Source organism: Streptomyces sp. NPDC042100, from assembly GCF_055582325.1.
The window spans coordinates 280,953-301,284 of record NZ_JBVJDK010000005.1 but is presented as its reverse complement, the minus strand read 5'-3'; the positions used below and the strand labels follow the sequence as shown (position 1 = coordinate 301,284).

The window sequence follows — 20,332 nt, the reverse complement described above, 5'->3', positions numbered from 1 at the left end:
CGTGCCGGGGGTTCTGCGGGTTTGTCCGGAGAGTGCGGTGCTGTGACCCGAACGGGGGACGGGGCCCTGGCGCGGGGGCCCCGTCCCGGGGTGGGATCAGGCGCGTACGCGCAGCGCCCGGCGCAGGTCGTCGAGCTGGTCGACGAGCTTGCGGTGGAGGGCCGGGGTCGTCTCGTCCTCGGCGAGGTGGCGGTCGCCGAGGGCCAGGGAGTCCGCGTCGACGGCGTCGGCGGGGAAGGCCCAGCGGCCGGCGGCCTCGGCCATGGCGGCGCCGCGGCGCTCGGCGAGGGCGAGGGCGTCGGGGTAGAAGCGGGCCACGTAGGGGTGCAGGAGCTCGGCCTGTTCGGGCTTCCAGAAGCCCTGGGCGGTGGCGGTGAACAGGTAGTTGGAGAGCTCGTCGGAGTCGAACATGGCGGCCCAGGCGGTGGCCTTGGCCTCCTCGGTGGGCAGGGCGGCGCGACAGCGGGCGGCGCCCTCCTGGCCGGTGGCGCTGGGGTCGCGGTCGAGTTCGGCGGCGATGGCGGTCTCGTCGGTGGCGCCGAGGACGGCGAGCCGGGCGAGGATCCGCCAGCGGAGCTCGGGGTCGAGCTCGGGGCCGCCGTGCACGGTGCCCTCGTCGAGCCAGGAGGCGATCTTGTCGGGGGTGGTGGCGCTGTCGATGAAGGCGCGGACGGCGGTGAGGCGCAGGCCGGGGGCGTCGCCGTCCTCGGTGCGGCGCATCAGGTCGCGGGCGATCGCGCACAGCGCGGCGAGCGCGGCGGGGCGGTCGGCGGCGGAGACGTAGCGGTCGGCGAGCTGCGCGCGGGCGAAGCCGAGGACGCCCTGGACGACGCCGAGCTCCGTCTCCTCGGGGAGGTGGGCGACGGCGGTCTCCAGGTAGGCGGCGGGCTCCAGTTCGCCGTCGCGGACCATGTCGCGCAGGGCGTTCCAGACGACGGCGCGGGTGAGGGCCTCGGGGATCCGGGAGAGGCCGCGCAGCACGGTCTCCTGGGAGACCTCGTCGAAGCGGATCTTGGCGTAGGAGAAGTCGCCCTCGTTGACGACGACGAGCGCCGGGCGGGGGCCGTTCAGCGGCAGCGGGGCCTCCTGCGGGACGTCCACCCAGGGGCGCTCGCGGAGCACGAGGCCGCCGGCCGCGTCGCGGTCGTAGACGCCGACGGAGACGCGGTGCGGGCGGCTGCCGTCGCGCTCGACGGTGAGCCGCCACTGGTTGCCGGCGCCCTCGACGCGGGGGGTGAGGGTGTCGACGCCGGTGGTGCGCAGCCACTGCTCGGCCCAGCCGTGGACGTCGCGGTCGGTGGCGGCGGCGAGGTTGTCGATGAAGTCGGCGAGGGTGGCGTTGCCGAACCGGTGCCGCTTGAAGTGGATGTTGATGCCGGCGAGGAAGTCCTCCTCGCCCATCCAGGCGACGAGCTGGCGCAGCGCGGAGGCGCCCTTGGCGTAGGAGATGCCGTCGAAGTTGAGGAGGGCGGAGGCGGTGTCGGGGACGGCGTCCGGGTCGGGCGCGACGGGGTGGGTGGAGGGCCGCTGGTCGGCCTCGTAGCCCCAGGCCTTGCGGGTGGCGGCGAAGTCGATCCAGGTGTCGGCGAAGCGGTCGGAGCAGGCCTCGTTGACGGTCTGGAAGCCCATGTACTCGGCGAAGGACTCGTTCAGCCAGATGTCGTCCCACCAGCGCAGGGTGACGAGGTCGCCGAACCACATGTGGGCCATCTCGTGGGCGATGACCATGGCGCGGGTCATCCGCTCGGTGTCGGTGACGGCGGACCGGAAGACGAACTCGTCGCGGAAGGTGACGAGTCCGGGGTTCTCCATGGCTCCGGGGTTGAACTCGGGGACGAAGGCCTGGTCGTACGAGTCGAAGGGGTACGGCTCGTCGAACTTCTGGTGGTAGCGATCGAAGCAGGCCTTGGTGACGTCGAGGATCTCGTCGGCGTCGGCGTCGAGGTGGGGGGCGAGCGAGCGGCGGCAGTGGATGCCGAAGGGCAGGCCGGCGTGCTCGGTGCGGACGGAGTGCCAGGGTCCGGCGGCGACGCAGACGAAGTAGGTGGAGAGCGGCTGGGTGGGGGCGGCGGTCCAGCGGCCGTCGGCGCCGCGCTCGGTGACGCCGTTGGAGAGCACGGTCCAGCCCTCGGGGGCGGTGACGGCGATCTCGAAGACGGCCTTGAGGTCGGGCTGGTCGAAGGCGGCGAAGACCCGCTGGACGTCCTCCATGAACAGCTGGGTGTAGACGTACGTCTCGCCGTCGGTGGGGTCGGTGAAGCGGTGCATCCCCTCGCCGGTGCGGGAGTAGCGCATGGTGGCGGTGACGCTGAGGGTGTGCTCGCCCTCGGTGAGGGTGAGCGGGAGGCGGTTGCCGTCGAGGGCGGCGGTGTCGAGGGCCTCGCCGTCGAGGACCGCGGTGTGCAGGGCGTCCGGCTTGAGCTCGACGAAGGTGTCCCCGGCGGCGCGGGCGGTGAAGCGGATGAGGCTGGTGGACTCGAAGGTCTCGTCGCCGGTGGTGAGGTCGAGGTCCACGGTGTAGCGGTGGACGTCGAGGAGCTGGGCACGGGTCTGCGCTTCGTCGCGCGTCAGTACGGACATGGGGGCCATGCTGCCTGATGGCCCCCCGGCTCGGCAGGGGGGTTGTCGATCAGGGCGGTGCGGAGCCCGGCCGGGGCCCTCCCCCGGCCCGCGCGGTCAGGCCCGTCCCGTCAGGCCGATCCCGTCAGGCCCGTCCCGTCAGGCCAGTCCGGCGCCGTCCAGGTGCGCGAAGGCCGCCGCGATCCGGGGCCGGTCGTAGCCGGCCGGGCCCTTGGCGCCGCTGGAGAGCAGGGCGTGCAGCAGCAGCCGTGCCTTGGCGGGGGCGAGCGGGCCGGCCGGGACGAGGCCGCGGTGCAGCAGGTCGTACTCGGAGCCGGGGCCCCGGTAGGTGTGCGAGAGGGTCGCGCCCGCGCCCGTACGGGAGGCGAGGACGACCGGCATCCGCTCGGCGAGCGCGGCGAGGGGTTCGACGAGGGCGGCGGGGACGTGGCCCGCGCCGAAGGCGGCGAGGACGAGGCCGTCGTACCGCTCGGCGACCGTGTCGAGGAGCTCGCCCCGGTCGCCCAGCGAGAGGGTGAGCAGCGCCACCCGGACGCCCGGGTCGAAGTCCAGCGCGCGGAGGCGGGCCGGGACGGCGGGGCGGAGCAGGATCCGGGGCTCGCCCTCGACGACGGCGCCGAGGGGGCCGGCGCCGGGCGAGGTGAAGGTGGCGACGGAGGTGGTGTGGGCCTTGTGGGCGAAGCGGGCGGCGTGGATCTCGTCGGCGAGCACCACGAGGACGCCGAGGCCCGCGCAGCCGGGGTCGGCGGCGACGGCGAGGGCGGCGGCCAGGTTGGCGGGGCCGTCGGCGCCGGGCAGGTCGGGGCGGCGCATGGCGCCGGTGACGGCGACCGGCCGCTCGGTGGTGCACAGGAGGTCGAGGAGGAAGGCGGTCTCCTCCAGGGTGTCGGTGCCCTGGACGACGACGGCGCCGGAGCCGGCGGCGACGGTGGCGCGGACCTCCTCGGCGAGGGCGGTGAGGTCCGCGAAGGAGAGGGAGGAGCTGGGGACGCGGCGGAAGTCGCGGAGCTCGACCTCGACGCCCTCGGGGGCGACGCCGAGCTCGGCGAGGACCTCGGTGCCGGTCATGCGGGCGGCGTCACCGCCTCGCGCGGAGATGGTGCCCCCCAGCGTGAACACGGTGACGCGCGCCATCAGCGGGCTCCGTCCGCGATGGTCTCGTGGTGCCGGATGACCTCGGCGATGATGAAGTTCAGCAGCTTCTCCGCGAAGGCCGGGTCCAGTTTCGCGCTCCCGGCCAGCTCCCGCAGCCGGGTGATCTGGCGGGCCTCGCGGGCCGGGTCGGCGGGCGGCAGGTCGTGCTCGGCCTTGAGGACGCCGACCTGCTGGGTGCACTTGAAGCGCTCGGCGAGCATGTGGACGACGGCCGCGTCGATGTTGTCGATGCTCTCGCGCAGCCGGGTCAGCTCGGCGGTGACGGCGGGGTCGATGGCGCCCGCGGCGCGCCGGGTGCCGCGCTCGGTGCCGGTCGCGTCGCCGGTCCCGCCGGTCTCCTCGGGCGCGCCGGTCTCACTGATCTCGCTCATGACCAGCGAGCCTATCCGGATCTCGGGAGGATCGTGGGCGGGTGTTCGGGATCCGGAACGGTGGTGCTCCAGCCGCCGGGGACGGCACGGCCCTGCTGCTCGCGGAAGCGGATGGGGGCGGTGCCGACGCGGCGGGTGAAGAGCCGGGAGAAGTAGGCGGGGTCGTCGTAGCCGACCCGGCGGGCGACGGCGGCGACCGGCAGTTCGGTGCCGGCGAGGAGTTCCTTGGCGCGGCCGAGGCGGACGGTGAGCAGGTAGTCCTTGGGGCTGCACCCGGCGGCGCGGCGGACGGCGGTGCGCAGTTCGGCGGCGGTCATGCCGTGCCGGGCGGCGTGCTCGGCGACGGTGAGGCGGCTGAAGGCGTCGCGGGCGAGGGCGGTGAGGACGGGGTCGCCGTCGCCGTTGGTGTCGGCGCGGGCCCGGCGCAGGGCGACGAGCAGCTCGTGGACGGCGGCGCCGGTCTCGACCTCCAGGAGCGGGTTGCCGGGGCGGGCCGCGCGGGCGATCCGGGCGATGGCGGCGCGGGCGGGGGCGGCGTCGGCGAGGGGGACGACGGGCCGGTCGGGTTCGATGTAGCCGAGCTCGGTGTAGGTGGTGGTGGCGGGCCCGGTGAAGTCGACGAAGGCCTCGTCCCAGCCGGTGCCGGGGTCGGCGGCGTAGTGGTGGGGGACGCCGGGGGTGAGCCAGAGCACGGCGGGGGCGGTGACGGTGGTGCGGCGCCCGTCGGCGCCCCGGTACCAGCCGCCGCCGGAGCTGACGAGGACGGCGACGTGGTGGTCGAGGGTGCGCGGTCCGACGGTGGGCAGGGTGCCGTGCTGGAGTCCGACGCCGAGGCAGACCAGGCCGAGGCGGTGGTGGACGGGTCCGGGTGTGAAGTAGCGCATCCAGGTGTGAAACATCGTGGCGACACCCTCCCCGGCGCCCTTCTGAAGGTCCAAACTGCGACGATCTTTGTCCATGGACCGGTCCGCCGCCAGAGGGCGAAGGTGAGGCGCATGAGCGAGTTCGTGGTGGGTGACGAGGACTTTCTTCTCGACGGGCGGCCCGTGCGGCTGCTCTCGGGGGCACTGCACTACTTCCGGGTGCACGAGGAGCAGTGGGCGCACCGGATCGCGATGCTGCGCGCGATGGGGCTCAACTGCGTGGAGACGTACGTGCCGTGGAACCTGTACGAGCCGGAGCCCGGCCGGTACGGGGACGTGGCGGCGCTCGGGCGCTTCCTGGACGCGGTGGCGGACGCGGGGATGCTCGCGATCGTGCGCCCCGGCCCGTACATCTGCGCCGAGTGGGACAACGGCGGTCTGCCGCACTGGGTGACGGGGCCGCTGGGGCGGCGGGTGCGCACGGACGACGCGGAGTACCTGGGGCACGTGGAGCGCTGGTTCCGGCGGCTGCTGCCGCAGGTGGTGGAGCGGCAGATCGGCCGGGGCGGTCCGGTGGTGATGGTGCAGGCGGAGAACGAGTACGGCAGCTACGGCACCGACGCGGGCCATCTGCGGCGGATCGCCGACCTGCTGCTGGAGTGCGGGGTGGAGGTGCCGCTGTTCACCTCGGACGGCCCGGAGGACCACATGCTGACGGGCGGTTCGGTGCCGGGGCTGCTGGCGACGGCGAACTTCGGCTCGGGGGCGCGGGCGGCGTTCGAGACGCTGCGGCGGCACCAGCCGACGGGTCCGCTGATGTGCATGGAGTTCTGGTGCGGCTGGTTCGACCACTGGGGCACCGAGCACGTGGGCCGGGACGCGGCGGACGCGGCGGCGACGCTGCGGGAGATCCTGGAGTGCGGGGCGTCGGTCAACATCTACATGGCGCACGGCGGCACCAACCTCGCCGGGTGGGCGGGGGCGAACGGGGCCGGGGCGATGCACGACGGGCCGCTGCTGCCGACGGTGACCTCGTACGACTACGACGCGCCGGTCGACGAGGCGGGGCTGCCGACGGAGAAGTTCTGGCGCTTCCGCGAGGTGCTGGCGGAGTACGCGCGGGGGCCGCTGCCCCCGGTGCCGGAGCCGCCCGCGCGGATCGGGGCGCCCGCGAGCGGCGTGCCGGACGGCTGGGCGCCCGCGCCGGAGGTGCTGGAGGCGCTGGGCGACCCGGAGTCGGTCACGCCGGTGCCGCCGACCTTCGAGGAGCTGGGCGTGGACCGGGGGCTGGTCCGCTACCGGGTCGAGGTGCCGGGCCCCCGGCAGCCGTACCCGCTGATCGTGACGGGGCTGCGGGACCGGGCCTCGGTGTACGTGGACGGGGTCCTGGCGGGGGTCCTCGACACGGAGGAGGCGACGCTGCCGGAGCCGGTGGCGGGGCCCGCGGTGGTGGAGCTGTGGGTGGAGTCGCTGGGCCGGGTGAACTACGGGCCCCGGCTGGCGGAGCCGAAGGGGATCACCGGCGGCGTCCGGCACGAGCGGCAGTACCTGCACGGCGTACGGGCCCGGGGGCTGCGGCTGGACGCCTTCGAGGCGGCGGCGGTGGCGCGGCTGCCGTTCGGCCCGGTCCCGGCGGACGCGGGCCCGGGGCTGTACCGGGCCACGGTGGAGGTGCCGGTGCCGGGCGACGCGGCGCTGCGGCTGCCGGGATGGACCCGCGGCTTCGTGTGGGTCAACGGCCGCTGCCTGGGCCGCTACTGGAGCGCGGGCCCGCAGGAGTCGCTGTTCGTGCCGGGCCCGGTGCTGCGGGCGGGCGCGAACGAGGTGTGGGTGCTGGAGCTGGAGGGCGGGGCGGGCGGACCGGTGGAGCTGGCGTAGCGGGCCGGCCGCCGGGGCCGCGCGGAGGTGCCCGGGACCGTGGGGGTCCCGGGCACCTCGGCGCGCGTGTACGTGTACGAGTACGAGTTACAGGGTGGCCGCCGCCGACTTGATGGCCGCGGCGAAGGTGGAGACCTCCGAGTACACACCCGGGTAGCCGGCCCGGGCGCAGCCCTCGCCCCAGCTCACGATGCCGACCTGGACCCAGGCGTTGGTGTTGTCCTTGCGGAACATCGGGCCGCCGGAGTCACCCTGGCAGGTGTCGGTGCCGCCCTGGCTGTAGCCGGCGCAGATCTCGTCGCCCGGGACGAGCGAGCTGCCGTAGGCGGACTGGCAGTCGGCGTCCGAGACGAACGGCACGTTGGCCTTGAGCAGGTAGCGCTGCTGCGCGCCGCCCTCGCGGGCCGCGCCCCAGCCGGCCACGGTGAAGGTGCCGTTGTTGTACGCGGTGGTCTCGGCGATCTTCAGGTTGGGCAGGCTGGTGATGGGCGAGGCCAGCTTGATCAGCGCCCAGTCCTTGCCCTGGCCGTTGTAGCCGGGGGCCTGGTAGACCTTGGTCGACTTGACCTTGATGGCGCTGCTCGACTGCAGGTCCACGACTCCGGCGGTGGCCGTGATGCTGGTGTTGGGGCCGGAGCCGTTCACACAGTGCGCGGCGGTGAGGACGACCTGCGGGGTGATCAGGGAGCCGCCACAGCCCATCGAGAGCCGGACCATCCAGGGGAACTCGCCCTGGGCGGCGCGGACGCCGCCGACGACCGGCGCGGGCGCGGCCGAGGCGGTGGTGGTGGGCTGGAGGCTGACGGCGGCGAGCACGACGGCGCCGGCCGCGGCGAGTTTCTGCAGTGCGCGGACCAGAGTGTTCTTCTGCATCGACTGCCTTCTTTCATGGGGGGTTGATCTTGATGGCATGTGCCCGTCAAGACGTGGTCCGGATTATGGACATCGCTTGACGGGGGTCACAAGGTGGCCTTTTCGGCCATGCGGGGGACGCCCGGGGCCGGCGGACGCACCGCCCGTACCCTGGACGGCAGGGGGTGGTCCGGGATGCCGCACAGCGATGAAGTCTCCCGTGTCGTCCACGGGTTCCCGCATCTCGACACGGTCCACGCGGCCATCCGCGCGCTCTACCGGCGGCTCTCCCCCGAGGGCGTGCTGCGGTACGGGACGAGCGTGCCCGCCTCGGACGTCTCGATGGAGGGCGCCGAGCCGTCGCCCCCCGGCCCGGGCGTCCACCTCGGCGCCCAGGCGGTGGCCCGCGCCCTGGTCCGGCAGCTGCGGCTGCCCGGCGCGCGGATGGTGGTGGGCTTCCGGACGATGAAGCACGCGGCGAGCGTCGAGCTGACGGCGGGGCCGGAGTACTTCGTCGAACTCAACGAGCGCTTCGCCCGCCCCGAGCACCGCCGGGACATCGGCGCCGCGCTCGCCCACGAGATCACCCATGTGCTGCTGCACCGCCTCGGCCTGGCCTTCCCGACCACCGCCGAGAACGAGATCCTCACCGACGTCGCCGCCGCGTACCTCGGGGCGGGCTGGCTGCTGCTCGACGCCTTCCGGCAGGACGGCGTCTCCAGCCAGAAGCTGGGCTATCTGACGCCCGAGGAGTTCGGCTACGTGCTCGCCAAACGGGCCGCGCTCTTCGGGGAGGACCCCTCCCCCTGGTTCACCAGCGCGGTGGCGTACGAGGCGTGGGTACGGGGCCGGGAGGAGGCCGCCCTCGACTGGCGCCGCCCGCCGCTCGCGGGCGCCGGCTGGGCCGCCCGGCGGCGCGCGCGGGCCACCGGGGACGGCGTCTTCCCCTGCCCGGTGTGCGGGCAGCGGCTGCGGATCGCGGCCGGACGGGGGCGGGTGCGGGCCCGCTGCGGAGTGTGCGCCACGGTCCTGGACTGCGCGCCCTGACGGGACGTCCGCACCCCTCCCGGGGAACGGATTTGCGCCGTTCGGGGGGCTCGGGCGAGGGTCGGGAGCATGAGCACGTTGTTCGAGGCGCTGTGGGACGGGGACGACGACGGGGTGGTCCGGGCCCTGCGGGCCGGGGCCGACCCCGAGACCCGGGAGGACGACGAGACCGCGCTCTACCGGGCGGCGGTCGGGAACCAGCCGGTCGCGGTCCGGCTGCTGCTCGCCGCCGGCGCCGATCCCGGGCGGCGCGGCGGCGCGGACGAGGCCGACCTGCCGCTGTGCGGGGCCGCCTGCGGGGGCCACACCGAGGTGGTGCGGGCCCTGCTCGCGGCGGGCGCGGACCCGGACCAGGAGGAGGGCTACGGCTTCACCGCCCTGGCCTGGGCGATCCGGCTCGGCCACACCGAGGTGCTGCGGGAGCTGCTGGAGGCGGGCGCGGCGCCGGACCGCCCGGGGCCCGACGGGCTCGCCCCGCTGGTCGCCGCCGCCCGGCGCGGCTCGGCCTCCTGCGTCCGGGCGCTGCTCGAACACGGCGCCGGAAGCCGGGCACGGGCGCTGGCGGAGGCGCTGGCCGAGGCCCGCCGGTGGGTCGGCGCGGACATGGCGGCGGTGCTGCGGCGCGGGCTGGTCGAGGGCGGCGGCGCCGGGGACACGTACGAGGCGGTGGTGCGGCGGGTCCCCGAGGACGGCGGGGTGACCGTGGTCGTCGAGCTGCTGGGCGAGGACGGGGCGCCGACCCGGGGCGACGAGCGCCAGACCGGCCACGCGGCGATCGCCACGCTGCTGGAGGGCGCCCTGGGCGTCCGCGTCCCGCACGAGGAGCTCGCCGGGCGCGCGCTGGCCTGCGGGGACCCGGCGCGGGACGACTGGACGACAGCGGTCGCGGCGCTGGCCGCCCGCGCCGACGAGGACGTCTTCACGGCCGCCGCCGGGTGGTGCGACGCCCCCGCCCCGCTGCGGCGCGCCCTGGGCGCGCAGGTGCTGGCCGCGCTCCCGGGCTTCGCGGAGCGCGCGCTGCCGGTGCTGTGCGCGACGGCGGAGCGGGAGGTGGCGCGGGAGGCGGGCGGCGGGACGGAGCGGGAGGCGTCTCGGGAAGCGGGCGGCGGGGCGGAACCAGCGGCATGGGAAGCGGGTGGCGGGCCGGAGCGGGAGGCGGGCGGCGGACCTGAGCGGGAGGCGGCACGGGAAACGCCCGCCGGGACGGAACCGGCGGCACGGGAGGCCCCGGGCGCCCGGGGTCCGGCCCCGGAGCCGGCCCGCTCGCTGGCCGCCGCGCTCGGGCAGGGCGCGGACCCGGCGGCGGTCCCCGCGCTGCTCGGGCTCGCCGGGCACCCCGACGACGAGGTGCGGCGGCTGGCGGCCGCCTCGCTGACCGGGCTGGTGCCCGCGGGGCACGCCGAGGCGCGGGCGGTGCTCATCGCCCTGAGCCGGGACCGGGCGCCCCGGGTCAGGGACTGGGCCACCCTGGCGCTCGCCGAACTCCCCGACGACACCTCCGCCCTGCGCGAGGCGCTGGCCGCGCGGCTCGCCGACCCGGACCCGGAGACGGCGGCCGAGGCGGCCCGGGGCCTGGCCCTGCGGCAGGACCCGCGCGCGGTGGAGGCCCTGGCCCGCGTCCTGGCGGACGCCGACCCGACGGGCCCGGCCCGCGAGACGGCCCTGTCCGCCCTGGAACACCTGACGGACCCCCGCACCCGCACCCGCCTGGAATGGACGGCGCCCCGCTGCCGGTGAGGACGGGCGCGGGCCGCCGGGACCGGTGCGGACGGGGTCCGGGACGCCCCGCGCCGGTGCAGGCGGAGCCCGCCGCGCCCCGGCCGCCGGGGCCGACCCGCCGGCTCCCGCCCGAGCCCGGCTCCGGCCCCGGCCCCGGGCACGCGGCGGGATGGCGCCGACGGCACGGAACCGGCACGGAACCGCACCCGGTGCAGGGCCGCGCCCGGAGCCGGAGCCCCGCCCGCGCAGCCCCGCGCAGCCCCGCGCAGCCCACCCCGCCCCCGCGCCCGCTGAAGGCGGCGCTCAGGCCCCGTACACCGCCCCCGGCGGCTCCGACGCCGCCAGGAGTTTGAGGGCCGTCTCGCCCGCCTCCGCCGGGGTGCGGCGGGCGGTGCGGGTCTCGGTGGGGCCGGGGCGCCAGCCCTCCATCACGGTGAGGCGGCCGCCCTCGGCCTCGAAGACGCGGCCGGTGACACCCGCCGAGGCGGCCGAGCCGAGCCAGACCACGAGCGGGGAGACGTCCTCCGGCAGGGCGGCCAGGTCGGCGAAGGTCTGTTCGGTCATCCGGGTGCGCGCGGCGGGCGCGATCGCGTTGACCTGGACCCCGTACCGGCCCATCTCGGCCGCCGCGACGAGGGTGAGGCCGACGATCCCGGCCTTGGCGGCGGCGTAGTTGCCCTGGCCGACGCTGCCGAGGAGTCCGGCGCCCGAGGTCGTGTTGACGACCCGCGCGGCCACCGGGCGGCCCGCCTTGGCCTCGGCCCGCCAGTGCGCGGCGGCGTGCCGCAGGGGCAGGAAGTGGCCCTTCACGTGGACCCGCAGCACCGCGTCGAAGTCGTCCTCGCCGAGGTTGACGAGCATCCGGTCGCGCAGGAACCCGGCGTTGTTGACGAGGGTGTCCAGGCGCCCGTACGCGGAGAGGGCGGCGTCCACCAGGGACGCGGCGCCCTCGGTCGTCGCGATGTCGCCGCCGTGCGCGACGGCCTCGCCGCCCGCCGCCCGGATCTCCGCCACGACGAGGGCCGCCGGGCTGTCCGGCCCGGGCCGCCCGTCGAGCCCGACCCCGAGGTCGTTGACCACGACCCGGGCGCCCTCGGCGGCGAAGGCGAGGGCGTGGGCCCGGCCGAGCCCCCGGCCGGCGCCGGTCACGATGACCACCCGTTCGTCACACAGACCCATCACGACTCTCCGTTCGGCTTGTTGACGGTCGCTGCGTTCAGGAAGGCGGGGCGTTCGCCGCCCCCGTGCACCAGGAGCGAGGCCCCCGTGACGTACGCCGCCCGGTCGGAGGCGAGGAAGACGGCCGCCTCGCCGATCTCGGACGGTTCGGCGAGCCGGCCCAGCGGCACGGTGGCGCCGACGGCGGCGAGCCCCTCGGCGTCGCCGTAGTGGAGGTGGGACAGCTCGGTCCTGACCATGCCGAGGACCAGGGTGTTGACCCGGACCTCGGGGGCCCATTCGACGGCCATCGTGCGGGCCAGGTTCTCCAGGCCGGCCTTGGCGGCGCCGTAGGCGGCGGTGCCCGGCGAGGGGCGGGTGCCGCTGACGCTGCCGATCATGACGACCGAGCCTCGGGAGGCCCGCAGCAGCCCGTGCGCGGCGAGCGAGACCGCGAGCGGGACGGTGAGGTTGAGCTCGACGACCCTTGCGTGCCGCTCGGCGGCGCCTTCGCCGAGCAGCCGGTAGGGGGTGCCGCCCGCGTTGTTGACGAGCACGTCGAGGCGTCCGTACCGCTCGGCGATCCCGGTCATGAACTCCCGTACGGCCGCCGGTTCGCGCAGGTCGAGCGGGTGGAAGACGGCGGTCCTGCCGGCCTCGGCGACGGGTTCGCCGGGGGGTCTGCGGGCGCAGACCAGGACCTCGGCCCCGGCGCGCAGAAAGGCCCTGGCGATGCCCGCGCCGACCCCGCGCGTGCCACCGGTGACGACGGCGACCCTCCCGTCCAGCTCCATCGGCTGCTACCTTCCTCCCAGCACGGTCACCTAACAAACGTTTGGTGGAAAGGTAGCTGATCCGCACATGGGTGTCTCCACCTCCCGCCCGAACAAGGGCATCGCGCTCGTCACCGTCGACCGTCCCCCCGTCAACGCCCTGCCCGTAAGCGACTGGTACGCGCTCGCCGACGCCGTCCGCGCGGCCGGCCGCGACCAGGAGGTCCGCTGCGTCGTGCTCGCCGCCGAGGGCCGCGGCTTCAACGCCGGCGTCGACATCAAGGAGCTCCAGCGGGACCCCGGCCACGCCTCCCTCATCGCCGTCAACCGGGGCTGCGCCGAGGCCTTCGCCGCCGTCTACGACTGCGAGGTCCCGGTCGTCGCCGCCGTCGGCGGCTTCTGCCTCGGCGGCGGCATCGGGCTCGTCGGCAACGCCGACGCGATCGTCGCCGCCGACGACGCCGTCTTCGGGCTGCCGGAGCTGGACCGGGGCGCCCTGGGCGCCGCCACCCACCTGGCCCGGCTCGTCCCGCAGCACCTGATGCGCGCCCTGTACTACACCTCGCGCACCGCCACCGCGGCTGAGCTGCACGCCCACGGCTCGGTGTGGAAGGTGGTGCCGCGCGCCGGACTGCTCGGCGCCGCCCTGGAGCTGGCGGCCGAGATCGCGGCGAAGGACGGCACCCTGATCCGGCTCGCCAAGGCGGCCATCAACGGCATCGACCCCGTCGACGTGCGCCGCAGCTACCGCTTCGAGCAGGGCTTCACCTTCGAGGCGAACCTGAGCGGCGTGGCCGACCGGGTCCGCGACGGCTTCGGCGCGAGCGCCCGGGAGGACGCGTGACCGACAAGACCATGAGCCCCGAGGACGTCGTGGGGCGGCTGCGTTCCGGCATGACGATCGGCATCGGCGGCTGGGGTTCCCGGCGCAAGCCGATGGCCCTGGTCCGAGCACTGCTCCGGTCCGAGATCACTGATCTCACCGTCATCGCGTACGGCGGTCCCGAGGTCGGCCTGCTCGCCGCCGCGGGCCGGATCCGCCGCCTGGTCGCCCCCTTCGTGACCCTGGACTCCATCCCCCTCGAACCCCACTACCGGGCCGCCCGCGAGAGCGGCGCCCTCGCCCTCACCGAGCTCGACGAGGCGATGTTCATGTGGGGACTGCACGCCGCCGCCAACCGGCTGCCCTTCCTGCCGGTCCGCGCCGGACTCGGCTCCGACCTCATGCGGGTCAACCCCGGGCTGCGGACGGTCCGCTCCCCGTACGAGGACGGCGAGGAGTTCGTCGCCGTGCCGGCCCTGCGGATGGACGCCGCCCTCGTCCACGTCAACCGCGCCGACCGCCGGGGCAACGGGCAGTACCTGGGCCCCGACCCGTACTTCGACGACCTGTTCTGCGAGGCCGCCGACACCGCCTACGTCTCCTGCGAGCGGATCGTCGAGTCCTTCCCCGCCGACACCGTCCCGCAGACCCTGCTGATCTCCCGGCACAGCGTCACCGGCGTCGTGGAGACCCCGAACGGCGCCCACTTCACCTCCTGCGCGCCGGACTACGCGCGCGACGAGCCCTTCCAGAAGCTGTACGCGAGCACCCCCTGGCCCGAGTTCGCCGGACGCTTCCTGTCCGGCAAGGGCGAGGACGACTACCAGGCGGCCGTCCGCACCTGGCACGAGGAGGCACAGCGGTGACCAGCCGAGCCGAGTACTGCGTGATCGCCTGCGCCGAGGCCTGGCGCGACAACGGGGAGGTGCTCGCCAGCCCGATGGGCCTGGTCCCCTCCGTCGGCGCCCGCCTCGCCAAGCGCACCTTCTCCCCCGACCTGCTGCTCACCGACGGCGAGGCGCTGCTCGTCGGCCTCGACGGGGAGCCGGAGGGCTGGCTGCCGTACCGCCGCCACCTCGCGATGGTCACCGGCGGACGACGGCACGTGATGATGGGCGCCAGCCAGATCGACCGGTACGGCAACCAGAACATCTCCTGCATCGGTGACTGGGAGCGCCCCGCCCGCCAGCTCCTCGGGGTGCGCGGCGCCCCCGTCAACACCCTGAACAACCCGGTCAGCTACTGGATCCCCCGGCACTCCACCCGGGTCTTCGTCGAGCGCGTCGACCTGGTCAGCGGCGTCGGCTACGACCGGGCCGTCGGCCCCTACCACCGCCTCGCCCGGGTCGTCAGCGACCTCGGCGTCTTCGACTTCGACACCCCCGACCGGTCCATGCGGCTCGCCTCCGTGCACCCGGGCGTCACCGCCGAGGAGGTCCGGGCGGCGACCGGCTTCGCGCTCGCGGGCGGCGCGGACGTGCCGTACACCCGCGAACCCACCGCCGGGGAACTGCGCCTGATCCGCGAGGTGATCGACCCGGCGGGCCTGCGGGAGCGGGAGGTCCCGGCCCGATGAGGACGCCGCTCACCGAGCTGGTCGGCGTCGAGCACCCGATCGTGCAGACCGGCATGGGCTGGGTCGCGGGCCCCCGGCTCGTGTCGGCCACCGCGAACGCCGGGGCGCTCGGCGTGCTCGCCTCCGCCACCATGACCGTCGACGAACTGCGCTCCGCCGTACGGGAGGTGAAGTCCCGCACCGACCGCCCCTTCGGGGTCAACCTCCGCGCGGACGCGGGCGACGCCCGCGAACGGGTCCGGATCATCGTCGACGAGGGCGTACGGGTCGCCTCCTTCGCCCTCGCCCCCTCCCGCGAACTGATCGCCGAGCTGAAGGACGCCGGGGTCGTCGTCATCCCCTCCATCGGGGCGCGCCGGCACGCCGAGAAGGTCGCCGCCTGGGGCGCCGACGCGGTCGTCGTGCAGGGCGGCGAGGGCGGCGGGCACACCGGCGAGGTCGCCACCACCGTGCTGCTGCCGCAGGTCGTCGACGCGGTGGACATCCCGGTGATCGCGGCCGGCGGCTTCCACGACGGGCGCGGCCTGGTCGCCGCGCTGTCCTACGGGGCGGCCGGCATCGCCATGGGCACCCGCTTCCTCCTCACCTCCGACTCGACCGTCCCCGACGCGGTCAAGGCCCGCTATCTGGCCGCCACCGTCAAGGACGTCACCGTCACCACCGCGGTCGACGGCCTGCCGCACCGGATGCTGCGCACCGAGATGGTCGCGGCGCTGGAGCACGCGGGCCGGGTCCGCGCCCTGGCCCAGGCGGTCCGCAGGGCGGCCGGCTTCCGGCGCCTGTCCGGGCTCTCCTGGGCCGCGATGGTCCGCGAGGGCCTCGCCCTGCGCCACGGCAAGGACCTGTCCTGGAGCCAGGTCCTGCTCGCCGCGAACACCCCGATGCTCCTCAAGGCCTCCATGGTCGAGGGCCGCACCGACCTCGGCGTCATGGCCTCCGGACAGGTCGCGGGGGTGATCGAGGACCTGCCCGGCTGCGGGGAACTCGTCACCCGGATCATGTCCGAGGCCGCGCACGTGCTCCGTACCCTTCCCGCTCCATGAGTCCGCAAGGGAGACAGCCATGTCGTTGTCGAGACGCGCACTGCTGGGCACCGCCGCCGCCAGCACGCTCCTGGCGGCCACCGCCCCGCCGGCCCTGGCCCGCCCCCGCGCCCCCCGCCCCATCCGCCAGATCCCGCTCCAGGGCGCGGTCAACGTCCGCGACCTGGGCGGCTACCCCACCTACGACGGGGCCAGGGTCCGGCACGGCCTGGTCTACCGAGGCGACCACCTCGGCAAGCTGACCGACACCGACCTGGGCGTGCTCGGCGGCCTGGGCCTGGCCCGGGTGATCGACTTCCGCATCCCGCTGGAGGTGCGGTCCGACGGCGCCGACCGCCTCCCGCCCGGCCCCGCCCTCGTCTCCCGCCCCGTCACCGACAACGGCCTCTACGGGCAGCTGCTCGCCGCGATCGGCTCCCGGGACCCGGTGCGGCAGGAGGAGATGCTGGGCGGCGGCCGGGCCGCGGCCTTCATGACCGGGGTCTACCGCACCTTCGTCACCGACCCCGCCAACCGCGCCCACTTCGGCGCCACCCTGCGCGAACTGGCCGCCCCGGGCTCGGGCCCGCAGCTCTACCACTGCACCTCGGGCAAGGACCGCACCGGCTGGACCAGCTGGCTCCTGCTCACCGCCCTCGGCGTCCCCGACCACGCGGCGACCGACGACTACCTGGCCTCCAACACCTTCCGCGCCGCCTACGACTACAGCGTCCGCGAGGGCCTGCGCCAGGCGGGCCTGATGCGGGACCCGGACCTGATCATCCCCCTCCAGGAAGTCCGCCAGACCTACCTGGACACCGCCCGCACCGAACTCCGCACCGCCTACGGCTCCGTCTTCCGCTACCTCACGGAGGGCCTCGGCCTGGACCTCCGCACCCTGGCGGGACTGCGGGGGAGGCTGGTGCACTGAGCGTGCGGGTGTGCGGCGGCCCGCCGTCCCGGGCCGCCCGGACCTCGCGAAATCCCAACCCGACCGCACGACCTGGCGGTTAACCTTCTTGAGCCCCTCGCACCCGAGCATCCGAGTGTCTGGAGAAGTGCCGCCGTTGAGTACCGATCTCAGCACAGCCACCGGTGTCCGGCAGTCCATCGCGGTCGTCTTCCCCGTACGCCTGCCCGCCCCGCCCCCGTGGCGGACGGGCCCCCTGCCACTGAGCCTCGGCTCCCGTACCGCCGACGCGGCGACCCGGCAGACGTACTTCACCCCCGCCGCCGCCCGCGCGCTGTACGGCACGCCCGAGCGCCCCTGCCGCTGGCACTCCTTCGCCTCGGTCACGCACGGCGATCTCACCCTGACCGCGATGGAGATCCTGCACACCGCGACCGCGCAGCACCCGCGGCACGCCCTCGCGATCCTGCATCTGGACGTGACCGGACCGGCCCTGCTGACGGCCCTGCGGGCCATCGGCCACCGGTCCACGGCCGGCCCCGACCCGCTCACGGGCCCGCTCGACCCCGCCGCGCTGCTCGCCGGCATCGCTGTGCCGATGACCGCCGCGGGGCCCTTCGCGATCGCCCGCCCGTACACCGTCGCCTTCCTCACCCCGGGCCCCGAGCACACCGCCGTGGTACGGGTCGACGGGCGGCTGCCGGACTCCGCCGACGGCTGGCTGTGGTCGCTGGCCTCCCGCTCCGCCGAGACGGACGTCCCCTCCGCGCCGGAGCAGTTTCCCCGGCAGACCGCCGACACGGTACGCATCTCCGCGGACTGGAGTGCCCTGGTGCTGCGGCACGGCGCCGCGTTCCTCGGCCACCGGCCCGACGGCGGCGAGGGGGACTTCTACGCGTTCGCCGCGCTGCACTCCCGGACGGTCTATCTGGACGCGATCCTGCTCGGCACCGTCCAGCGCGATCACATCGACGAGCTCACGGAGGGGCTGTCAGACGTCTTCGACGGGCCCCGGCTGGCCCGCCGGGTCACCGCCCTGGAGCGCCACATCGCCGCCTTCCGCAGCACCTACTGGCGGCAGCACCTGACGGCGCACGGGCCCGCGAACGACCTGCTCGTCGCCTTCCAGGCGCAGTACCGGCTGGCCGACCGGTTCACCGAGATCCTCGCCGAGGCGGCCGACTACAGCAGGCTCGTGCAGACGCAGGACAACCAGCAGATCGCCGCCGCGCTCGGCGTGCTGACGATCCTCGGCCTTCCGCTCAGCACGGCGCTGGGCGTCCTGCAGGTCCTGGGAGACGACGACCCGGCCCACATGGCCATCGGCCTGGGCGCGGCCCTGGTCGCCACCGCCGGCGCCTTCGCCACCCGCTACGGCCGCATCGTCCTGGCCTCGCTGAGCGGTGACCGGCACTGATCCGACAAGACACCCAAGGGCTGGCAGGGCAACCGCCGGCCTTGGTAGCTTCCGCGAAAAACAGTGAAGAGGACACGGGTGACGTGACGTCGAACGAGGGGGAGCCGATCCGGTTGTACCGGAAGGCGCTGCGCTACGCGGAGGCGGACCCGGAGGTCTTCCTCGGCACGGCACGAAGGGCGGCGGAGTCGATCCTGTTGGATATCGCCATGCAGCAGGCGGTCGGTGCCAGACCGACGCTGGAGTCCTTATTGACGACCCTCACGGCCAAGGGCCTGGTCCCGCCTAAGGTCGTGCTCGCCGTGCGGACCATCCAGAACTACGGCAACTACGGCAGCCACGCGCAGGACGCGGCGGGCGAGGAGATCTCCGCCGAGGACGTGCAGCCGTGTCTCAACGCGCTGACCCAGCTGGCGGTCTGGTACGGCAGGACCACCGCGACCCTCGCCGAGGACGAGGCCCAGCACGAACTGTCCGCCCTGCAGCACCGGACGGGCACCACCCGGCTCGCCGATTCGACGCTCATCGTGGTGAAGGCGGTCCTGCTGGGCTGCGGGTTCGACGAACTCCTCTCCCGCCGCCGCCACCGCGTGGTGCATGTGCAGATGCCCTGGTCGGACAGCCTGGTGACCGATGTCGCCCGAGGTCTGCTGGATCTGGCCGTGTACAACGAGCAGCGGCTGCGCCACATGCGCGAGGCGAACGCGGAGGTCGCCTCCGAGGTCGTCCGGATCGGGCAGGTCGGCTACTCGATGGGCGGTCGCAACTTCTATCTGCTGGCCGCGCGGGACGGGCGGTGGGGAGACGCCTCGGGCGAGGAGTTCCTGCGGGACCCGGCGGGGGCGACGATCGCCGTACCACGGCACAGCGACATGTTCGACAACATCCTGCGGGCGTTCTCGACGGACGAGGAGGGGCTGGCCGAGAAGGGCATCCGCATCCTCGACGTGCCGCACCACCTGGGCCTGGAACTGTTCCACCTCAACGGGGACGTGCTGGCGGTCGGCGGCCAGAACCTGCGGATGCACGCGCTGGAGAACGACGCCTACTTCGAGCTGCTGAACTCCGACATGCTGCCCCGGGACGCCCAGGCTCGGCTGCGATCGGCGGCCTCGAACGTCCTGCTGGCCAACCGCTCCTGGCTGGCGGAGCTGAAGGTGCCCCCCGAGCAGCTGCACCAGGAGTTCATGCGCTCCTTCCACGACCTGAGCTCGGACGAGGGCCGGTTCGAGGAGTTGGTCCGCGACCTGGTGACACACGCCTCCTTCCCGTTGCAGAGCACATCCGAGAGCAGGGAACGGCTGGTGCGGCACGTCCTGTTCGAGAGCTACCGGCTGGGGCGTCCGTGACCCGGCGCACCGCGCCGGAGAGCCCCGGCGGACCCTGGCCCCGGCCCCGCTCGCTCGCTCGCGGGGGAGACCCGCCGGTACACCGCTTCGACGTCCGGCCATGTGATCCTGCCCCGGGGACCGGACGGCGCCTTGTGAGCGGCGTGCCCGGCCCGGGGGCTCGACACCGCACCGCATGTGATCACGAAGATTGGAGCTCAGCCGTGACGAGATGGCTCGGCATCGCCCTGCTGCCCAGCGCGGAGCACCGCGCCACCGCGATTCGCCTCCAGCGGGAAATAGGCGGCAGACACGAGCTGCGCCCGCCACTGAGCCCCGAGGGCAACCTGCCCCATGTGACGGTGTTCCAGGGGCCGTTCCTCGACTCGCTCGATCCGGCACAGGAGCTCGACCGGATCGTCGCCGCCGCGGAGGCGCCGGAACGGATCACGCTTGCCTCGCGGGGCGTCGTGTACCAGCCGACCGGCTGGGTGTTCCTGTCGCTGGAGCGCCCTCCGCTGCTGGACAGCATCCAGGAGTCGGCGCTGCGGAGGCTGGAGCCGCACCTGGACCGGGCCGCGTTCGACCCGTCCAAGGACGTCTCGCGGTTCACGGCGGAGGAGCGGGAGAGCTTCGAGCGGTACGGGTACCGGTACACGGGACCCGCGTACGCGCCCCACATCACGCTGGGGCGGGCCGAGGAAGTGGTGGCCCGGGAACTGGTCCGGTCGGCGCCCGAGCGGGTGGACCTGCCGGAGACCTGGGTCTTCGACCGTTTCAGCTGCTACGTGATGGGCGAGAACGGGGCCCATGCGGAGATCCTCGAAGAGAGGGGGCTGACCGCGCGGTGACAGGAGACC

18 protein-coding genes are annotated in these 20,332 nt (G+C 74.8%); 11 read left to right on the top strand and 7 right to left on the bottom strand.

Annotated features, from left to right (window positions below; genetic code table 11):
* Positions 1 to 96: 96 nt before the first annotated feature.
* The 4 genes from pepN to ACZ6J5_RS13780 form a co-directional block, all read right to left on the bottom strand.
* Positions 97 to 2,580 (bottom strand): aminopeptidase N, encoded by a 2,484-nt coding sequence (pepN, locus tag ACZ6J5_RS13795; RefSeq protein ID WP_469390996.1) that lies wholly within the window; start codon positions 2,578 to 2,580, stop codon positions 97 to 99.
* 138 nt (positions 2,581 to 2,718) lie between these two features.
* Positions 2,719 to 3,714 (bottom strand): asparaginase, encoded by a 996-nt coding sequence (locus tag ACZ6J5_RS13790; protein WP_469390995.1) that lies wholly within the window; start codon positions 3,712 to 3,714, stop codon positions 2,719 to 2,721.
* Positions 3,714 to 4,106 carry a chorismate mutase gene (locus ACZ6J5_RS13785; RefSeq protein WP_469390993.1) on the bottom strand — a complete coding sequence of 131 codons (393 nt, stop codon included), beginning with the start codon at positions 4,104 to 4,106 and terminating at the stop codon, positions 3,714 to 3,716. Before ACZ6J5_RS13785 ends, ACZ6J5_RS13790 begins: the two co-directional genes overlap by 1 nt.
* A gap of 11 nt (positions 4,107 to 4,117) precedes the next feature.
* Positions 4,118 to 5,005: a helix-turn-helix transcriptional regulator gene (locus ACZ6J5_RS13780; RefSeq protein ID WP_469391367.1), complete on the bottom strand. Its 888-nt coding sequence runs from the start codon at positions 5,003 to 5,005 to the stop codon at positions 4,118 to 4,120.
* Positions 5,006 to 5,101: 96 nt separating this feature from the next.
* Here ACZ6J5_RS13780 and ACZ6J5_RS13775 point away from each other — a divergent pair, with 96 nt between their 5' ends.
* On the top strand, positions 5,102 to 6,847 hold the full coding sequence (locus ACZ6J5_RS13775; RefSeq protein ID WP_469390992.1) for a glycoside hydrolase family 35 protein: 1,746 nt from the start codon (positions 5,102 to 5,104) through the stop codon (positions 6,845 to 6,847).
* Between the two features lie 87 nt (positions 6,848 to 6,934).
* Here ACZ6J5_RS13775 and ACZ6J5_RS13770 read toward each other — a convergent pair whose 3' ends face one another.
* Entirely contained in the window at positions 6,935 to 7,720 is a 786-nt protein-coding gene (locus tag ACZ6J5_RS13770) for a S1 family peptidase (protein ID WP_469390991.1), read from the bottom strand.
* Positions 7,721 to 7,894: 174 nt separating this feature from the next.
* Here ACZ6J5_RS13770 and ACZ6J5_RS13765 point away from each other — a divergent pair, with 174 nt between their 5' ends.
* Both ACZ6J5_RS13765 and ACZ6J5_RS13760 read left to right on the top strand, forming a co-directional pair.
* On the top strand, positions 7,895 to 8,746 hold the full coding sequence (locus tag ACZ6J5_RS13765; protein ID WP_469390989.1) for a hypothetical protein: 852 nt from the start codon (positions 7,895 to 7,897) through the stop codon (positions 8,744 to 8,746).
* 69 nt (positions 8,747 to 8,815) lie between these two features.
* Positions 8,816 to 10,483, top strand: coding sequence for an ankyrin repeat domain-containing protein (locus tag ACZ6J5_RS13760; RefSeq protein ID WP_469390987.1), 1,668 nt, complete (start codon positions 8,816 to 8,818; stop codon positions 10,481 to 10,483).
* Between the two features lie 285 nt (positions 10,484 to 10,768).
* Here ACZ6J5_RS13760 and ACZ6J5_RS13755 read toward each other — a convergent pair whose 3' ends face one another.
* Together ACZ6J5_RS13755 and ACZ6J5_RS13750 are read right to left on the bottom strand one after the other, a co-directional pair.
* Positions 10,769 to 11,644, bottom strand: coding sequence for an SDR family oxidoreductase (locus ACZ6J5_RS13755; protein ID WP_469390985.1), 876 nt, complete (start codon positions 11,642 to 11,644; stop codon positions 10,769 to 10,771).
* Positions 11,644 to 12,417 carry an SDR family oxidoreductase gene (locus ACZ6J5_RS13750; protein ID WP_469390984.1) on the bottom strand — a complete coding sequence of 258 codons (774 nt, stop codon included), beginning with the start codon at positions 12,415 to 12,417 and terminating at the stop codon, positions 11,644 to 11,646. The genes ACZ6J5_RS13755 and ACZ6J5_RS13750 overlap by 1 nt, the downstream gene beginning before the upstream one ends.
* 67 nt (positions 12,418 to 12,484) lie before the next feature.
* Here ACZ6J5_RS13750 and ACZ6J5_RS13745 point away from each other — a divergent pair, with 67 nt between their 5' ends.
* From ACZ6J5_RS13745 to ACZ6J5_RS13710, 8 genes are all read left to right on the top strand, one after another.
* On the top strand, positions 12,485 to 13,240 hold the full coding sequence (locus ACZ6J5_RS13745; RefSeq protein WP_469390982.1) for an enoyl-CoA hydratase family protein: 756 nt from the start codon (positions 12,485 to 12,487) through the stop codon (positions 13,238 to 13,240).
* Entirely contained in the window at positions 13,237 to 14,085 is an 849-nt protein-coding gene (locus tag ACZ6J5_RS13740; protein WP_469390981.1) for a CoA transferase subunit A, read from the top strand. Before ACZ6J5_RS13745 ends, ACZ6J5_RS13740 begins: the two co-directional genes overlap by 4 nt.
* Positions 14,082 to 14,795, top strand: a complete 714-nt coding sequence (locus ACZ6J5_RS13735) for a CoA-transferase subunit beta (protein WP_469390979.1) — start codon at positions 14,082 to 14,084, stop codon at positions 14,793 to 14,795. The genes ACZ6J5_RS13740 and ACZ6J5_RS13735 overlap by 4 nt, the downstream gene beginning before the upstream one ends.
* A complete protein-coding gene (locus ACZ6J5_RS13730; protein ID WP_469390977.1) occupies positions 14,792 to 15,838 on the top strand; it encodes an NAD(P)H-dependent flavin oxidoreductase in 1,047 nt (348 codons plus the stop codon). The genes ACZ6J5_RS13735 and ACZ6J5_RS13730 overlap by 4 nt, the downstream gene beginning before the upstream one ends.
* A 19-nt stretch (positions 15,839 to 15,857) precedes the next feature.
* Positions 15,858 to 16,748, top strand: a complete 891-nt coding sequence (locus ACZ6J5_RS13725) for a tyrosine-protein phosphatase (protein ID WP_469390975.1) — start codon at positions 15,858 to 15,860, stop codon at positions 16,746 to 16,748.
* Positions 16,749 to 16,875: 127 nt separating this feature from the next.
* On the top strand, positions 16,876 to 18,144 hold the full coding sequence (locus ACZ6J5_RS13720; RefSeq protein ID WP_469390973.1) for a hypothetical protein: 1,269 nt from the start codon (positions 16,876 to 16,878) through the stop codon (positions 18,142 to 18,144).
* Between the two features lie 83 nt (positions 18,145 to 18,227).
* Complete coding sequence (locus ACZ6J5_RS13715) at positions 18,228 to 19,493, top strand: DUF4145 domain-containing protein (RefSeq protein WP_469390971.1); 1,266 nt, start codon at positions 18,228 to 18,230, stop codon at positions 19,491 to 19,493.
* Positions 19,494 to 19,696: 203 nt separating this feature from the next.
* Entirely contained in the window at positions 19,697 to 20,323 is a 627-nt protein-coding gene (locus ACZ6J5_RS13710) for a 2'-5' RNA ligase family protein (RefSeq protein ID WP_469390970.1), read from the top strand.
* Positions 20,324 to 20,332: the final 9 nt, after the last annotated feature.

Excerpts from the sequence above, each read along its gene's own strand:
- ACZ6J5_RS13775 (WP_469390992.1), top strand. The coding sequence starts at position 5,102 with ATGAGCGAGTTCGTGGTGGGTGACGAGGACTTTCTTCTCGACGGGCGG.
- pepN (WP_469390996.1), bottom strand. The coding sequence starts at position 2,580 with ATGTCCGTACTGACGCGCGACGAAGCGCAGACCCGTGCCCAGCTCCTC.
- ACZ6J5_RS13780 (WP_469391367.1), bottom strand. The coding sequence starts at position 5,005 with ATGTTTCACACCTGGATGCGCTACTTCACACCCGGACCCGTCCACCAC.
- ACZ6J5_RS13745 (WP_469390982.1), top strand. The coding sequence starts at position 12,485 with ATGGGTGTCTCCACCTCCCGCCCGAACAAGGGCATCGCGCTCGTCACC.
- ACZ6J5_RS13785 (WP_469390993.1), bottom strand. The coding sequence starts at position 4,106 with ATGAGCGAGATCAGTGAGACCGGCGCGCCCGAGGAGACCGGCGGGACC.
- ACZ6J5_RS13750 (WP_469390984.1), bottom strand. The coding sequence starts at position 12,417 with ATGGAGCTGGACGGGAGGGTCGCCGTCGTCACCGGTGGCACGCGCGGG.
- ACZ6J5_RS13730 (WP_469390977.1), top strand. The coding sequence starts at position 14,792 with ATGAGGACGCCGCTCACCGAGCTGGTCGGCGTCGAGCACCCGATCGTG.
- ACZ6J5_RS13790 (WP_469390995.1), bottom strand. The coding sequence starts at position 3,714 with ATGGCGCGCGTCACCGTGTTCACGCTGGGGGGCACCATCTCCGCGCGA.
- ACZ6J5_RS13770 (WP_469390991.1), bottom strand. The coding sequence starts at position 7,720 with ATGCAGAAGAACACTCTGGTCCGCGCACTGCAGAAACTCGCCGCGGCC.
- ACZ6J5_RS13765 (WP_469390989.1), top strand. The coding sequence starts at position 7,895 with ATGCCGCACAGCGATGAAGTCTCCCGTGTCGTCCACGGGTTCCCGCAT.
- ACZ6J5_RS13760 (WP_469390987.1), top strand. The coding sequence starts at position 8,816 with ATGAGCACGTTGTTCGAGGCGCTGTGGGACGGGGACGACGACGGGGTG.
- ACZ6J5_RS13755 (WP_469390985.1), bottom strand. The coding sequence starts at position 11,644 with ATGGGTCTGTGTGACGAACGGGTGGTCATCGTGACCGGCGCCGGCCGG.
- ACZ6J5_RS13725 (WP_469390975.1), top strand. The coding sequence starts at position 15,858 with ATGTCGTTGTCGAGACGCGCACTGCTGGGCACCGCCGCCGCCAGCACG.